The 16,850-nt window shown below is 44.7% G+C and carries 13 protein-coding genes and 1 pseudogene; 6 read left to right on the forward strand and 8 right to left on the reverse strand.

The window, feature by feature from the left end; genetic code table 11:
* A pseudogene (locus AC4MRV_RS19240) lies at positions 1-1,403 on the forward strand (DNA-directed RNA polymerase subunit beta'); the annotation flags it as partial.
* A gap of 180 nt (positions 1,404-1,583) precedes the next feature.
* On the opposite strand, the gene rsd reads toward AC4MRV_RS19240, so the two are convergent.
* On the reverse strand, positions 1,584-2,078 hold the full coding sequence (rsd, locus tag AC4MRV_RS19245) for a sigma D regulator (RefSeq protein WP_491188923.1): 495 nt from the start codon (positions 2,076-2,078) through the stop codon (positions 1,584-1,586).
* Positions 2,079-2,256: 178 nt separating this feature from the next.
* On the opposite strand from rsd, the gene nudC reads away from it, so the two are divergent.
* The 4 genes from nudC to AC4MRV_RS19265 all read left to right on the forward strand — a co-directional run bounded on the left by nudC (position 2,257) and on the right by AC4MRV_RS19265 (position 6,177).
* Positions 2,257-3,039 (forward strand): NAD(+) diphosphatase, encoded by a 783-nt coding sequence (nudC, locus tag AC4MRV_RS19250; protein ID WP_491188924.1) that lies wholly within the window; start codon positions 2,257-2,259, stop codon positions 3,037-3,039.
* Positions 3,040-3,306: 267 nt separating this feature from the next.
* Positions 3,307-4,374: a uroporphyrinogen decarboxylase gene (gene hemE / locus AC4MRV_RS19255; RefSeq protein ID WP_491188925.1), complete on the forward strand. Its 1,068-nt coding sequence runs from the start codon at positions 3,307-3,309 to the stop codon at positions 4,372-4,374.
* A gap of 106 nt (positions 4,375-4,480) precedes the next feature.
* On the forward strand, positions 4,481-5,116 hold the full coding sequence (locus tag AC4MRV_RS19260) for a TetR/AcrR family transcriptional regulator (RefSeq protein WP_491188926.1): 636 nt from the start codon (positions 4,481-4,483) through the stop codon (positions 5,114-5,116).
* Positions 5,117-5,220: 104 nt separating this feature from the next.
* The gene (locus tag AC4MRV_RS19265) at positions 5,221-6,177 is read left to right on the forward strand and encodes a DHHA1 domain-containing protein (RefSeq protein ID WP_491188927.1); all 957 of its coding nucleotides are present in this window, start codon (positions 5,221-5,223) and stop codon (positions 6,175-6,177) included.
* A gap of 57 nt (positions 6,178-6,234) precedes the next feature.
* On the opposite strand, the gene AC4MRV_RS19270 is transcribed toward AC4MRV_RS19265, so the two are convergent.
* The 7 genes from AC4MRV_RS19270 to rsgA all read right to left on the reverse strand — a co-directional run bounded on the left by AC4MRV_RS19270 (position 6,235) and on the right by rsgA (position 16,025).
* A complete protein-coding gene (locus tag AC4MRV_RS19270) occupies positions 6,235-7,347 on the reverse strand; it encodes a murein hydrolase activator EnvC family protein (RefSeq protein ID WP_491188935.1) in 1,113 nt (370 codons plus the stop codon).
* A gap of 176 nt (positions 7,348-7,523) precedes the next feature.
* Positions 7,524-9,056 (reverse strand): 2,3-bisphosphoglycerate-independent phosphoglycerate mutase, encoded by a 1,533-nt coding sequence (gene gpmM / locus AC4MRV_RS19275; RefSeq protein ID WP_491188928.1) that lies wholly within the window; start codon positions 9,054-9,056, stop codon positions 7,524-7,526.
* A gap of 238 nt (positions 9,057-9,294) precedes the next feature.
* A complete protein-coding gene (locus AC4MRV_RS19280) occupies positions 9,295-10,182 on the reverse strand; it encodes a DMT family transporter (protein ID WP_491188929.1) in 888 nt (295 codons plus the stop codon).
* Between the two features lie 74 nt (positions 10,183-10,256).
* Positions 10,257-12,137 (reverse strand): methyl-accepting chemotaxis protein, encoded by a 1,881-nt coding sequence (locus AC4MRV_RS19285; protein ID WP_491188930.1) that lies wholly within the window; start codon positions 12,135-12,137, stop codon positions 10,257-10,259.
* A 263-nt stretch (positions 12,138-12,400) separates the two neighbouring features.
* On the reverse strand, positions 12,401-13,816 hold the full coding sequence (locus AC4MRV_RS19290) for an SLC13 family permease (RefSeq protein ID WP_491188931.1): 1,416 nt from the start codon (positions 13,814-13,816) through the stop codon (positions 12,401-12,403).
* 176 nt (positions 13,817-13,992) lie between these two features.
* Complete coding sequence (asd, locus tag AC4MRV_RS19295) at positions 13,993-14,859, reverse strand: archaetidylserine decarboxylase (RefSeq protein WP_491188932.1); 867 nt, start codon at positions 14,857-14,859, stop codon at positions 13,993-13,995.
* Between the two features lie 110 nt (positions 14,860-14,969).
* A complete protein-coding gene (rsgA, locus tag AC4MRV_RS19300) occupies positions 14,970-16,025 on the reverse strand; it encodes a small ribosomal subunit biogenesis GTPase RsgA (protein ID WP_491188933.1) in 1,056 nt (351 codons plus the stop codon).
* A 113-nt stretch (positions 16,026-16,138) separates the two neighbouring features.
* On the opposite strand from rsgA, the gene orn reads away from it, so the two are divergent.
* Positions 16,139-16,684, forward strand: a complete 546-nt coding sequence (orn, locus tag AC4MRV_RS19305) for an oligoribonuclease (RefSeq protein ID WP_491188934.1) — start codon at positions 16,139-16,141, stop codon at positions 16,682-16,684.
* The last annotated feature ends 166 nt before the right edge of the window (positions 16,685-16,850 follow it).

Genomic DNA, 16,850 nt, shown 5'->3' on the forward strand with positions numbered 1-16,850 from the left:
CGTTCCACATCGGTGGTGCAGCATCTACTGCAGCAGCAGAGAACAGCATCCAAGCTAAGAACACAGGTACTGTTAAACTTCACAACGCGAAGTTTGTAACGAACAAAGACGGTAAGCTTGTTATCACTTCTCGTGCATCTGAACTAACCATCATTGATGAGTTCGGCCGTACGAAAGAGAAACACAAACTGCCTTACGGTTCTCTACTGACTAAAGGCGACAACGACGCAGTTGAAGCTGGTGAAACAGTAGCTAACTGGGAAGCGCACACTATGCCAATCATCACTGAAGTGGCAGGTCGCATCCAGTTCGTAGACATGATCGACGGTGTTACAGTTTCTCGTCAAACAGATGACCTAACAGGTCTATCTTCAAGCGAAGTAACTGATGCAGCAGCTCGTCCATCAGCAGGTAAAGATATGCGTCCAGCTATCAAACTTGTTGATGCAGCAGGCAACGACGTAATGATTCCTGGTACTGAAATGCCAGCTCACTACTTCCTACCTGGTAAAGCGATCGTGAACATCGAAGACGGCGCAGAAGTAGGTGTGGGTGATACACTTGCACGTATTCCTCAGAAGTCTGGCGGTAACAAAGATATCACCGGTGGTCTTCCACGCGTTGCGGACCTATTCGAAGCACGTAAGCCAAAAGAGCCTGCGATTCTTGCTGAGAAGACGGGTACTGTGAGCTTTGGTAAAGAGACTAAAGGTAAGCGTCGTCTAGTTATCACTCAAGAGAGTGGTGAAGCGTACGAAGAGATGATTCCTAAGCATCGTCAGCTTAACGTTTTCGAAGGTGAAAAAGTTGAGTGTGGTGACGTAATTGCAGATGGTCCAGAGTCTCCACATGACATTCTACGTCTACGTGGTGTACACGCTGTGACTGAATACATCGCGAACGAAGTTCAAGAAGTATACCGTCTGCAGGGCGTTAAGATTAACGATAAGCACATTGAAACTATCGTTCGTCAGATGCTACGTAAGTGTACAATCACATTTGCTGGTGACTCTGAGTTCCTAGCTGGTGAGCAGGTTGAATACGCGAACGTTAAGGTTGCTAACCGTCAACTAGAAGCAGAAGGCAAAGAGCCAGCACGCTTCGAACGTGAACTACTAGGTATCACGAAGGCGTCTCTAGCGACTGAATCGTTCATCTCTGCGGCATCGTTCCAGGAGACAACTCGCGTACTAACAGAAGCAGCTGTTTCTGGTAAGCGTGATGAGCTACGTGGTCTGAAAGAAAACGTAATTGTTGGTCGTCTAATCCCAGCAGGTACAGGTTTCGCATACCACCAAGAGCGTCAAGCTAAGCGTGCAGAAGAGCAAGAAGGTCCTTCGGCTGAACAAGCGACTGACAACCTCGCAGCACTACTTAATGCAGGCTTCTCTGCTGACGAGTAATCGCTAGATAAGAAATGATAAAAGGCACCTTCGGGTGCCTTTTTTGTATTTTGGCGACAGAAACTCTAAGCGCAGCATAGAGAAGAGATGGGATGAGAATCTTCCTTTGAGAAAACTGTTGGCTGTATAACAACAAAAGGGTTGGTACATACGCCAACCCTTTACTTTTTTCTTGTTTCGCTATGCTCCAGGAGGAACAGCTAAGCTATTGGCGATGAGTTGAATTAGTTCATCTTCAACTTCAAATCGCACCTCGATAATTTCACCGATGAGGGATAAATCACTATCAAAGCTTTCTAACGTATCTTCTGCCGCAACAGAGGCATACATATCAGTAAAGTTTAATAGTGGTTCAGTGGTGAGTACAATTCGAGCATAGGTGTGATTAATCTCGTCAGTGGCTTCAAAACCGGTCGATTTCCACTTATCCATGACCATATCGTAGATCTTAAAGTGGCCTTCAGAAATATAGTCGACCAAATGCTGACAAAATACTTGTAATTCTTCAGGTGTAGGAAGTGTAGAAAGTGAGGATTTAGCAGACGATGGCTGAAGCGAAGCCAATTTACAATACTCAACAATCAACGATTGACGAGTCTCTAACCAATGATCGATGACTTCACTTGAGCCACCCCATTGCTGTTGCGTTTGTTTGAATTTATTTAGCATGACCATGCCCTCATGATCGGATCACATCCGGTGATCATTACGCTTTGTAATAACAAAGCTGTTCTAGAGATACAACCTCTTGTCCTTACTAGAATTTATAGCCAGAAAATTGCCTTACTACAAACTCTGGTATGAAATTAGATTGCCAGTAAAATGATCGAACTGCAAGCGATGAGGATAGGCAATGTTAAATAAAGGTGACATCAACCAGATGCACAATTGTTATTGGTGTGTCGTATCAGGAAGCGAGTTATGGCTGATTGATGGTCAACTTCCAAAAGGAACGGGGACACAACTAGGCTTACCCTATGAGAAAGCGATTGAAATTGGTCGACACGAAAATGTGCCTGTCATGTGGCTGAATGAGGCAGATTTGAGTCAGGAGTATTTGCTTACGTCACTACGCGACTGTCTACATTTCCCAGAAGCTCTATTTTTGTTAGCCAGCAAGGCTATTCAATACGGCCATATGAGCCAGACAATGCGATTTTGTCCTCAATGTGGTGGGAGAAATCATCTTAATCACAATCAATTAGCGATGCAGTGTGGGGATTGTCGAACATTGCATTATCCTCGCATCTTTCCATGTATTATTGTCGCGGTACGTAAAGGTAAGCAAATTTTGCTCGCTCAGCATCCAAGACACCGTAATGGTATGTATACGGTGATAGCCGGCTTTCTCGAAGTGGGAGAAACATTGGAGCAGTGTGTTGCCCGTGAGGTCAAAGAAGAAACGGGCGTAGTGGTTAAAAATATCGAGTACTTTGGCAGCCAGCCATGGGCATTTCCATCGAGCATGATGATGGGGTTCGTCGCTGAATATGAGTCAGGAGTGTTGAAACCAGACTACAGTGAGCTGGCGGATGCACAGTGGTTTGATGTCGATAACATGCCACCAGTAGCGCCAAAAGGCACGATTGCACGGGCGCTTATCGCTGACACTGTTGCGACCATAAATGCTCTATAACTTTGAAAAATAGATAAAAAAAACCCTCCGGTAAGGAGGGGGTAAGTAAGATGTCGTTATGAGATGCTGAACACTTACATGTTCAGTTTATAATTGTAGTTTTCGCTAGCAAACAAATTTTTAACACCCTTACTTGTTGGGCGCAAATTAAGCACTGATTTTATAGTTAATAACTTGATCTAGGTTGCAAAGCACACAGCTTTTGCGAGTCAAACAGTGTTAGAATAGCGCCCACAAAAAGTGAGTCTAAAGAATCGGAAAAACGGAATGACTGAATTAAAAAATGATCGTTACCTACGCGCTCTGCTGAAAGAGCCAGTAGATTACACTCCAGTATGGATGATGCGTCAGGCTGGTCGATACCTTCCTGAGTACAAAGCAACACGTGCTGAAGCGGGTGATTTCATGTCGCTGTGTAAGAATGCAGAGCTAGCGTCAGAGGTAACTCTTCAACCACTTCGCCGTTTTCCTCTTGATGCCGCAATTCTGTTTTCGGATATCTTAACTATCCCAGATGCAATGGGTTTAGAGCTGCGCTTTGCGGCAGGTGAAGGCCCTGTATTTGATAAGCCAATCACTTGTAAAGCGGACGTTGAAAAGATTGGTCTGCCAGATCCTGAAGGTGAGCTTCAGTATGTAATGAATGCCGTACGTCAGATCCGTAAAGATCTAAATGGTGATGTACCTCTGATTGGTTTCTCAGGCAGCCCTTGGACGCTTGCAACCTACATGGTTGAAGGTGGCAGCTCGAAAGCATTCACTAAGATTAAAAAGATGATGTACGCAGAGCCACAAACGCTACACCTACTGTTGGATAAGCTAGCAGACAGCGTGATCGAATATCTAAATGCACAGATCAAAGCGGGCGCTCAATCTGTAATGGTATTTGATACTTGGGGTGGCGTACTTACTCCGCGTGACTACAACCTGTTCTCACTACAGTACATGCACAAAATCGTTGCTGGTTTGATTCGTGAAAACGACGGTCGCCGTGTACCAGTCACACTATTTACTAAGAACGGCGGTATGTGGTTAGAGCAAATCGCAGCTACGGGCTGTGATGCGGTTGGTCTAGACTGGACAATCAATATCCAAGATGCAGTGAAACGTGTCGGTGATAAAGTGGCGTTGCAGGGCAACATGGATCCGTCAATGCTATACGCTTCTCCTGAACGTATTCGTGAAGAAGTATCGACTATCCTAGAAGGCTTTGGTAATGCAGGAACTGGCCACGTATTCAACCTTGGTCACGGTATTCATTTAGATGTGCCGCCAGAGAATGCGGGCGTATTTGTAGAAGCTGTTCACGAGCTATCTAAGCCATACCACAAATAATTAAGTAACGTATTGAAAGCGCCTGATATGACCAGGCGCTTTTTTGTTATAGGTTACACTAGCCGTTATACTGCACATTAGTAATGGAAGAGGGTACGGAATAATAATGAAGACACGTGACAAAATAGTGCTAGCGGCTCTAGAGCTATTTAATCAACACGGTGAGCGTAACATCACCACTAACCATATTGCTGCGCATATCGATATCAGTCCGGGTAACCTTTATTACCATTTCCGCAATAAGCAAGAGATCGTGCGTGAAATCTTTGCGCTGTACTCGAATGAACTGCTAGAGCGCTTTACGCCCATCCAAGGCCAGCAAGAGAGTTTGGTTATGCTTAAGCATTACCTAGATTCCATTTTTAACCTAATGTGGAAATACCGTTTTTTCTACGCAAACTTACCCGAGATTTTGCAGCGTGATGAACAGCTGCACGATGAGTATATTCAGGTACAAGAAAAGCTGCAGACGAACTTAGTTAACATAATGCGCGCTTTTGTTGGTCTAGAATTACTTAATGTTGAAGAAAGAGAGATGAAGTCGTTGGTAACAACCCTTCACCTCATTGCTTGTAGCTGGCTTGGTTACCAGGCAGCGATGTCACCAAAGACACAAATTACAGAGCAGGTGATTCATCAAGGAATGCTGCAGATGATCGCTGTTGTTAAGCCTAAAGCTACCGTACAAGGTTTAGAGCAACTGCAACTTTTAGAAGATGGCGTTAAAGCAATTCACGCATAAGTGATTGTCTGATATTGAATCTTTCCTAAGATATAACCAATTCAAATTGTCCTAATTTTCCTAACCCATTAAAGTGTAGAGATACACTTTGATGGGTTTATTCTATGCATTACGATGTTTTTAATGGAGATGCAGACGGCATTATTGCGTTGCTTCAGCTGCGTTTAGCCGAACCAATTGCCTCCACTTTGATTACCGGAGTTAAACGAGATATCCAACTGCTTGAGAAGCTGTCTGTTGATTCCAGCGATTCTGTAACCGTATTAGATATTTCGATGGACAAAAACCAAGTGGCACTTGAAGGAATACTTGCTACTGGTACACCTGTGTTTTATGCCGATCACCATAAAGCTAGCCAGATCCCTGTTTCTTCAAACTTGGAAGCTCATATCAATTTGGACGCCAACACTTGTACTGCATTGATAGTCGATGAGCTCTTGAACGGCCGCTTCCATACTTGGGCGATTACTGCTGCGTATGGTGACAATTTAATTGCCAGAGCTGATGAACTCGCGGAAAAGCATGGTTTGACGAATGAGCAGAAAGCGCAGTTAAAAGAACTCGGGACATTGATTAACTACAACGGTTATGGTTCTAAACTGGAAGATTTGCATTTTGATCCAGCAGTGCTGTTTAAAGCGCTTTTGGCTTATGATGATCCATTTGCTGCAATTGCTGATCAGAACTCCCCATTTCATTCTCTGCGTTACGCTTACCAGCAAGATATGGACAAAGCCTTAGCCGTTGAGCCGCAATATAAGAGCGAAAAAGTAGCCGTTTTTGAATTGCCAAATGAAGCATCATCAAGACGTATCAGCGGTGTTTATGGCAACATGTTGGCGAATCAATCTCCAGACTCAGCGCATGCTGTATTAACTGAGAATGCGGATGGCACTTATACAGTTTCTTTACGAGCTCCTTTACATAATAAGCAAGGAGCGGGAGATATCTGCTCGCAATTCCCATCTGGTGGAGGGCGAGCTGCAGCTGCGGGAGTGAATGCTCTCGAGAAAGAGCAACTTGCTGCGTTTATAGAGGCGGTAGAAACCTATTACAGATAGAGCGGGCGACATCATGACATGCAGTCGCACCATGATGTAGCTCGCAGGAAAAGGCGATTAACGGGCCAGCCAAGACTTCGGATTTTGTGTCTTACTGTTACGGCGAATTTCAAAGTAGAGTGATGCTCTTGATTGACCGCCTGTGTCACCTGCGAGGGCAATCGCTTCGCCGGCCGTGACTTTATCGCCTTCTTTTTTCAGTAAGCTTTGGTTGAAGCCATATAAGGTCATATCACCTTTACCATGGTCAAGGAGTACGACTAGACCATAGCCACGTAAGTAATCAGCAAACACAACGGTGCCCGAATAGACTGCTTTTACAGACTGCCCGTAGTTGGCATTTATCACCATGCCTTTCCAGTTCAGCTGACCAGTTTGTTTGGTTCCATAACTGTGTAACACTTTGCCCTTTAAAGGCCACGGTAATTTACCTTTTTGACGACTCAGACCATCCATTGGAACCGCATTGCGTTTAGCTGCTTTTGCGATCTCCGCTTTTAAGCGAGTCTCATTGCGCTGCAATTCTGACAAGTAAACTTTATCATTTGAAATGCTCTTGCGAATCTTTGATACCGTTCCTTTACGTTGGGATTGGGTCTTAGACAGTTGGTCACGTTTCTTCGTCTGTTGACTTAGAAGTGCCGTGATCTCTTGCTGCTCTAATTTGAGTTGTTTATGGCTGAGCTCCAATTGCTCGACCGTGTGCTCAAGCTCTTGAATCGTTACCGCTCTTTGTTTCGCAAGATGCTGAAAGTATTGACTGATGCGATCTTCTTCAACACCTTGATTGAGAAGGTTGGAAGATGACTTCGCTCGTTGAGTAACGTAATAGGTTTGGACCAATTCTGCTAGCTTATCACTTTGTTCTTTTTTCTGAACATCAAGCTTAGTTACCTTTGCTTGTAGATTCGCTATGTTGCTATTGGTTTTGTTTAGGGCAGCTTTAGTTTGTTTTATTTCACTCTCTAGTCGAGTGATGGTCGTTTCTTGATTACGGAGTGACTTTTGTAGGTCGTCGAGTTTTTTTTGTTGACTAGATAAAGACTGTTTCTGACGCGATATCTCGCCACTCACACCTTTTAGCTCCGCATTTGATGCAGCATATGCGGGGGGAAGTGAACCAATGGAAAGGATAAACCCAAGTGCGCATAACCTTGTGTACGCTGACATTTTCCTTGGTCGAATCACTATCTGTTTCCTATGCAAGCTAAGTCTTTGAGAGAAAGCCAGTATACCCAAACCTATTGCTGGGAAGAAAGCAGAATGTCAAAAGTTGCAGGTTACGAAGAGAAAACAAAAAAGCCCGAACAGCTATGTGTCCGGGCTTTTTAATTCTTACACTAGAATTACTTAACTAGAACAGTACCAGTCATTTCTGCAGGAATCTCTAGACCTGTTAGCGCTAGCATAGTTGGAGCTAGATCAGACAGTTTACCGCCTTCTTTGAACTCAACGTCTTTGTCACCAACGTAGATTAGAGGTACTGGTAGGTTAGTGTGAGCAGTGTGAGTGCCACCTGTTTCTGGGTCTACCATCATTTCTGCGTTACCGTGGTCAGCAGTGATCAGCATTTGACCGCCTACTTCTTCGATAGCTGCTGTTACTTTAGCAACACACTCGTCCATTGCTTCGATAGCTTTTTCTGCAGCTTCGTAAACACCAGTGTGACCAACCATATCTGGGTTAGGGTAGTTACAGATGATCGTGTCGTACTTACCAGACTTGATTGCAGCAACCATCTTCTCAGTTAGCTCCTCAGAGCTCATCTCTGGCTGTAGGTCGTAAGTTGCTACTTTTGGAGAAGCAACAAGTTGACGCTCTTCGCCTTCGAATTCGTTCTCAACACCACCGTTGAAGAAGAAGGTTACGTGTGCGTATTTCTCTGTTTCAGAGATACGTAGCTGAGTTTGACCTTGCTTAGATAGCCACTCACCGTAAGTGTTCTCTAGAGACGCTGGTGGGAATGCAATTGCTAGCGGGATGTCAGCTGCGTATTGCGTTAGCATTACGAAGTTGATTGCTGGGAATACAGCGCGCTCGAAGCCGTCGAATGCAGGTACGAAAGTACGTGTGATTTGACGAGCACGGTCAGCACGGTAGTTCATGAAGATCACTGCATCGCCGTCTGCGATTACTGCATCTTCTTGACCTTCTGCTTTGATTGCTGTCGCTTTAACGAACTCATCGTTCTCGTCGCGAGCGTAAGCCGCTTCTAGACCTGCAACAGCCGTTTCTGCTGTGAACTCCGCTTTCGCTTGAGTTAGAAGATCGTAAGCAACTTGAACGCGATCCCAGTTGTTATCACGGTCCATTGCGTAGTAACGGCCTACTAGAGAAGCCACACGACCTTTGCCTAGTGTTGCGAATAGGTCTTGGAAGCGTTTTAGAGAGTTCTCTGCGCTACGCGGTGGCGTGTCACGACCGTCTAGGAAGCAGTGTAGGTAAATCTTCTCTGCGCCACGAGCTGCTGCCATTTCAACAGCTGCGTAGATGTGGTCTTCGTGAGAGTGTACGCCACCTGGAGACATAAGGCCCATGATGTGTACCGCTTTGTCTGCTTTTACTGCAGAGTCGATCGCGTCTACTAGCGCAGGAGTTTCAGTGAACTCACCATCAGCGATAGATTTAGTGATGCGAGTTAGGTCTTGGTATACAACACGACCAGCGCCAATGTTAGTGTGACCAACTTCTGAGTTACCCATTTGACCATCAGGTAGGCCAACATCCATGCCAGAAGCAGAGATTAGAGTGTTTGGCTTGTTAGCAAACAGGCTATCAAGGAATGGAGTTTTTGCGTTCGCGATTGCGTTGCTTGCAGTATCTTCACGGTGTCCGTAACCGTCAAGAATAACTAGAGCCATAGGCTTCTTAGCTGTCATAGTGATGACCTCGTCAAATTTCAAAGTAACTTTGGAAACTAAATTAGCGTAATTTTACTACACTTTTTAACCAAAACTGTAGGTTAAGATCAAATATTGTTTGTGAAATATTGTTGTTATCTTTCACCTTATAAACAGTGTGTATTAGTAAACGCATTCAGCTTTACTCATTTTCTTTGCTTCATTTTCACTCTATGGGAGCAAAAAAGAAGTTGGAATTACCGATTACTGTAATAGCTTATTGGACCAAAATACCTGTTCCAATTACGGCAACAATTGCCCCAATCCACGCGAATCGATTGGGTCGCTTACCAGAGTAAATCCAAAGTATAGGCAATAACATGATTGGGGTTGTGGAAGAGAGTAGCGCCACCATGCCAACGTTACCTTCTTGCAGTGCATAAAGAATGAGCGTCATACCGACGGCCATGGCCAGAAAACCATTCACCGCAGTAATAGAGAAGATTTTTAAGTTCATCGGCTGGGTGGCTCTGGCTAACTTGGCTCCACTTAGGAAAAATAAGCAGTGAGCGGCAAAAGCGGTCATCATTCTCATTGCTGAGGCAGCAACTGGGTCGATACTGGTTTGCATGATGGGCTTGGCGATGATGCCCCCTAAGGCTTGGCATAATGCCGCAATCAACCCGAGACAAATTCCTACCCAAACCTTACCTTTAATCGCTTCAAGCTGATTATCGCTCTGTCCTTTTCGACCAAAGAAAATGGCGGTGAGTACACCAGCGAATACCAACAAAGAACCCAGTAGCTCCATATTGGTCATGGTTTCACTAAACAGGAAGTAGCCCAAAATTGCAGAAAATACGGCGTGGCATGAGAAGAGCAAGCCAGCTTGTCTTGGCCCCATACGATTAAGGCAAGCAAATAAGGCTGTATCACCAACAAAAATACCGATAACACCAGATAGCATCATCGCTGAAATCGCGGTGCTCTCAACGGTGCTCCAACCGTCGGTATACAGTGCCATTGAGCCTAAAATTAGAGAGGTACAACCCATGCGCCAGCGGCTATAGGCAAAGGTACCTAAATGTTGTGCGGGAGTTACTGAGAGTAAACTGGCGACAGCCCATAAAAATGCCGCCGCCAAGGCCAGCCATTCAAAGCCCATTGACACGAATTCCTTGTGAATAGGTAAGGGGAATGGCTGACAATATGCATCAAATTATCGCTAAAACAAAGCGTTTACACTTTGAAGCGGCCAACCTCCATACGCATGGTTTCTGCTGAATCACGCATGTTGTTTGCGCTGTCACTACTTTGTACAGCCTGTGACGCCAGCATATCAGAAGCATCTTTGATACCTTGAGTATTGCGGCTAATGTCTTCACTGACGGCGCGTTGTTCCTCCGCCGCACTGGCAATTTGCAATGCCATATCATTGATTTCATTAATTGCAGAGGTGATGGTATTCAAGCTTTGTGACGCTTTTTCGGCGTAATCAACACTGGTGTCTGCCAATGAGGTGCTCGCTTGCATACTGTTTACCGCTAATTGAGTGTTGTTTTGTAGTGTCTCAATCATATTTCGGATCTCTTCGGTTGAACCGTGGGTCCTCTGACTTAATACCCTGACTTCGTCCGCTACAACAGCAAAGCCGCGCCCTTGCTCCCCAGCGCGCGCTGCTTCAATGGCGGCGTTGAGGGCTAATAGGTTCGTTTGCTCTGCAATTTCTTGAATGGTGGAGAGGATCTGATTGATGCTCTGCGTATTGCTCTCTAGCTCTGAAATGATGCCAGATGCTGATGAGACTTGCTCCGCTAAATCAACGATAGCACTGCGGTTTTTCTCAATTACCTGCTGGCCATCTTCGCAAGCAGATGCTGAGCCTTGGGAAGCGGTTGCCGTCATCTCTGCGTGGCTAGCAACTTCTGCTGCTGTCGCTGACATCTCATGGATGGCTGTGGCTATTTGGTTGACGTCGTTTTGCTGTGTTTCTACTTGCTGCGATGCTTGCTGAGAAAGTTGGTTGGCTTGCTCTGCTTGATCCGCGAGTTGTTCGCTGTGGGTAATGATATTCGCGATCATCGCCTGCATCTGGCTTAGGAACTGATTGACATGGGTCGCGAGTTCGCCAATTTCATCCATACGACGAATTTCAATGCGCTGTGTTAAGTCTCCTTCGCCTTCTGCGAGGTCTGACAGCGCCGCTGACAGTGTTTGCAGTGGTTTAAGTAGACGTGTCACCACGTAGGTACTAACGGAGGCAATCACTAAGTACAGTATAATTGAAGCAATAGCAGTGAACTGAATTTGCTCAGACACAGAAGCGAAAGCCAGCTCTTTATCGACGACAATACCTAAAGACCAGTCAGTCGAAGGGACATTGGCAACAAAGATCAATTTATTACCTTGTTCAGGCCAAGTGATCGTTGAGATATAAGCCGTATCGATCAGCTCGCTGATCTTTTGGGTGCTGAGTACAGGGTTAAGCTGTGTTAGTGGCTTTTGGCTAAGCTTTTCGTCTTGGTAGGCGACGATATTGTTGTTGCCGTCCACCAAGAAGGTGAAGCCATTATTGTCTAGTGACACATTAAGTACTTCATCAATGATGTTGGTGACAGTTAAGTCCGCCGCCAATACACCCTCTTTAGTTCCACGGAATGCTTTAGCAAAGCTAATCACTACGCTGCCATCAAAGTCTTGGTATGGTTCAGTGATGATTAGGCCGTTGCTAGACATGGCATCTTGATACCAAGGCCGAGTTCGAGGGTCATAGTTGGCTGGCCAATCTTCGGTTTTATCACCGTAGGCAATACTGCCATCCTCAAAACCCGCATACACAGACAAGAAGTTGCCAGCGCGCTTGGTTATTAGCATTTCGCGGTCAGCATCGCTCGCCTCCAAAATGTTTTTTTCGTTCGCTAGCATCATGTCACTGCGAATTTCTAACCAGTCCGAGATGTAACGCGCAGTCGCATGGCTGATATTCGCCATTTCACTGTTCAAAGCGGAAGTTGTTTCTTGTTTAAGTTGGCTTACGGAAATCCAAGCTTGGACACCACTGACAACCGCTATAATGATTGCAATGGCAATTTGTATTTTAAGTTTTATTGTGTTTTTCATTGCCTTTCCTTCAATTATTAGACAACAAACTAAAGTATTCGTCCGTTCTGTTTAGTGAATTACTCTAGGCAATTAACATTCAGATGGGTTCTTATAGGATATTTTGTGGGATTGTTGGAATATCAGGCTGATAGTATAGAAACTAGGCATTCATATTTTTGATCTATATAGATATTCAGATAGTGGAATATCTATATAACTCAAACTTTTGTGGGAATTGTGACTTCTTACCCAATTCGTAAGGGAAGAAGTCACAACGAGGTTCAGGTAATAATGAGTGCAGCTGTGTAGACAATAAGTAGGCCGATGACTCCAATAATCACACCTGTTTTGGCCATATCTTTGCTTTCAATAAGTCCGGTTGAATAGGCCAATGAGTTTGGCGGAGTAGAAACGGGTAAAATCATACCTAGCGATGCAGAGAAGGCGACCACGACGAGTAAACCTTGTAGCCCGCCGACTGCAGAGAGGCTTTCCATCGATGCCCCAATGGCCGCAGCGATTGGCATCAATAAGTTGGCCGTAGCTGTGTTGGACATGAAGTTGGCCATTAGCCAGCAGACAATCGACATGGTAATGACGACAGCAACAGGGGATAGCGCTTCATAGTCAATGGCATGGGCTAGAGCAGCTGCGAGACCTGTTTTATCTAAGCCGATGCCAATAGCGATCCCGCCGGCAACCAGCCAAAGTACATCCCAGTTTATCTGCTTTAACTCTGGCTTACCCATGATGCCTGTTAATGTGAATACTGCCAATGGAATTATCGAGACAACATAAGTGTTCATACCGTGCAGTTTGGTTGTCATCCAAAGCAAAATGGTTGCAGCAAAAGTGATGTAAACAACGATAGCGCGCCAGTTTTTTTGGAACTGCCCATTGAGCTTAAGTTTCATGGTCGCTTGAGAGGAAGGAAATAGTTTCTGCAACAAGAACCATGCGATAGTCAATTGCACAACCACGAACGGCAGCCCCATCATCATCCAGCTCAAAAAGTCGATGCTATTCTCTCCCGTCAAATATTGCAGTGCGATTGCATTGGGAGGGGTGCCGATAGGGGTCGCAATACCACCAGTATTGGCTGCAATCGGAATGCAAAGTACCAAGGCTTTAATCCCAAGATCGCCTTTAGGAGCTGAAGCCACAATCGGTCCGAGGAGAGCGAGCATCATCACGGTAGTCGCGGTATTGGACATAAACATGGAGAACACCGCAGTGATCAGCATTAAACCAAGCATGATGAATTTTGGTTGATGGCCAAAGGGTTTGAGCAATACCCGTGCAAGGTTATTGTCGAGTTCATATTTGGACGCAGCTATCGCTAAAGCAAATCCACCCATAAAAAGGATGATGATAGGTGAAGAAAAGGCACTGAATATGTCGGTGTAGTTCATTAGCTCACCAAGTTCATGCCCTGCTGGTGGATTGCGAAATAGGTGTAACCCTTTGTCGGAGATCATGATCAGCTCCAGTGCGATGATCAATATCGACGTTGCAAATACAGGCACGGGCTCAAGCACCCAAAGTAGAGCTGCGAGCAGGAAGATCGCGAGTAAGCGATGCTGAATTAAGGTGAGATCATCAATCGGTATGTAATCGATGGGCATAAATAGGACTGCAATGGGTAAGCTAAAACAAATCAGAAGCTTAACCAAGATCCTGTGATCGATTTTGGGCATAAAGTAATTAACCTTGCGACTTAGTTATGGCGACTAGGATAATTAATAATCAAATTAGGGTCTTAGACTGAGGTTGAAATTTTGCAAGCTGGTTAGAAATGTTGCAAATGAATTGTTTTTAGTCAAAAAAAGCCCCGAATTATCGGGGCTTATAAAGTGTTAATGGTGCTCTAAAATTACTTATCTTGGTTTAAATGAGCGTAAGGTGTGCCCATTACGGTAGCTTGACCATTTTGCATCGTTTCATCAAACGTAATTGCATCTTTAGCAAATAGGTTGATCACGGTTGAACCCAGCTTGAAGCGACCCATTTCTTCGCCTTTCTTCAAGATTACAGCTTTGTCACCTTCTGACGGATAATCCCATTTGTACACAGTATTGCCGCGAGGTGGTGTAACCGTACCTGCCCAAACTTGTTCGATGCTACCGACGATTGTTGCTCCGACAAGAACTTGAGCCAATGGGCCAAATTCAGTATCAAAAATACACACTACGCGTTCGTTACGTGCAAAAAGGTTTGGAACGTTTTCAGCGGTAAGTGGGTTTACTGAGAATAGATCACCAGGAACGTAGATCATTTGACGAAGTGTACCGTCACAAGGCATGTGTACGCGGTGGTAATCGCGCGGTGATAGGTAAAGGGTAGCAAACTCACCATCCGAAAATTCTGCTGCTAGGTTTGCATCACCACCTAATAATTCTTGGGCCGTAAAATCGTGACCTTTCGCTTGAATTAGTTTGCCATCATTAATCGGACCAAATTGGCTCACGCAAGCGTCTGCTGGGTGAGTAACAACATTTTCGTCATCTGCGATTGGGCGTGCACCCTCTTTAAGCTCACGGACAAAAAACTCATTAAATGTCTTAAAATGTTTAGGATCAGAATGCAGCGCTTCATCCATATTTACGTTGTACTGTTTGATAAACCAGCGAATGATAGCCGTTGTAAGACCACCTGCTTTTGCTGAAGCCAGTTTACCGACTAAGCGGGTTAGACCATGCTGGGGGATCCAGTATTGCAGTCCAACTTTAATCTTATCCATTGTCGTCATTTCCAATGTTAACTAGATGTTGTTTACTTTTGGGCGCGAGATGTTACTTAAAAACGCGTCAAAAGTCAGTAGAAAGCGTTGCTCATTTGTGCAATAAGGCGTTACAAGTCTGCTTTTTTATTGCGAGAATACTGACGGTTTGCTTTATTTTCGACCATGCTTTCCAAAATACGATGGTAGTTTTCAAAGCGAATTTCACTGATATCACCTTTTTCGACCGCCTCAACCAAAATACAACCGGGGTCGTCTAAGTGCTTACAATCTCGGAATTTACACCCACCAAGGTAAGGCTGGAATTCAACAAACGCTTTGGTCACTTCTTCGGCCTCTAAATGCCATAAGCCAAACTCGCGCACTCCTGGAGAGTCGATAAGATCGCCGCCCGAAGGAATGTGGTATAGGCGAGAAGCTGTTGTCGTATGCTGACCTAAGCCAGAGTTCTCAGAGATTGCACCTTCTTCAACGTTAAATTGTGGCATTAACGCGTTGACCAAGCTTGATTTACCTACGCCGGACTGACCAACGAAAATATTAATGCGGTCACTCAATTCGGCTTCTAGTGCAGAGATGCCTTCACCTGTTTGCTTACTGACAAACAGGACTTTGTAACCGATACGCTCATATTCGGTGAGCCACGTTTTGTACTGCTCTAGTTGCTCAGCTTCAAGCAAGTCGATTTTGTTTAGTACGATCAATGGCGCTATTTGTAAGGTTTCCGCCGCGACTAAGTAACGATCAATGATGTTCAAAGAAAGTTCTGGGAGCACAGATGAGACGATTATCATTTGATCCACGTTGGCTGCAACAGGCTTTAACCCATCATAGTAGTCAGGTCGAGTTAAGACTGAAGTACGTGTTTCGACAGCCTCGACAACGCCTGAGATACCATCCATTGATTCCAGCCCTGCTCGCCATATTACTTTATCGCCCGATACGAGAGATTCGATTCCACGACGCAGGTTACAGCGATGAACTTCACCACTTTCGGTATCTTCAATGTCAGCGTGTTGGCCAAAACGAGTAATGACCAACCCCTTTTGAGTAGAGCCTAACATTGACTCATCCCACTGGACCGATTCTTCGTTTTTCAACTTACGTTTTTGGTTGCTACGTACACGTCTTACTTGACCTTTGGTGAGCTTTTTTTTCTTTGCCACAATTGTCTACTTAAATCATTTATCGTCGTAATGGATCCTCTATGACAGCTATCTTGAGGATCGGAATTTGGGTATAGTACCTTTTTTATCAGAAAACCAATAGGCAACGATTTATGTCCTTTAGCGATCAAAACTTAATTTGGATGGATCTGGAGATGACCGGACTGGACCCGGAAACCCATAAAATTATCGAAATCGCGACCATCGTAACTGACAGTGAGCTAAACATTTTAGCTGAAGGACCTGTACTTGCCATTAATCAGCCTGAATCTGAACTCGAAAAAATGGACGAGTGGTGTACAACAACTCACACAGGGAGCGGATTAGTCGCTCGAGTACGAGCAAGCGAAGTTACAGAACAAGAAGCAATACGCCAAACTCTTGAGTTTTTAGAGAAGTGGGTTCCTAAAGGTAAATCGCCAATTTGTGGTAATAGCATTGGCCAGGATCGCCGTTTCTTATACAAGCATATGCCTGAACTAGAAGAGTACTTTCACTACAGATATGTCGATGTTAGTACTTTGAAAGAGCTGACTCGTCGATGGAAACCGGAAGTACTAGATGGCTTTTCAAAATCTGGCAGCCATTTAGCTTTAGATGATATTCGCGAATCTATTGCTGAGCTAAAATACTATCGCCAAACGATTTTTAACATTTGATCTTTTAGCGACTTTACGGAATTGACGGTTAAGAGGGCTAATTTAGAGCGATTAATATTCAGTTCTGTGTGCTTTTTCATCAAACGGAAAAAAAACAACTTTTTTTTGCATGAAGGACTTGCATCACAAAAAAATGCTCTTATAATTCGCAGCCCTGAACGACGGA

Source organism: Vibrio sp. (assembly GCF_984391705.1).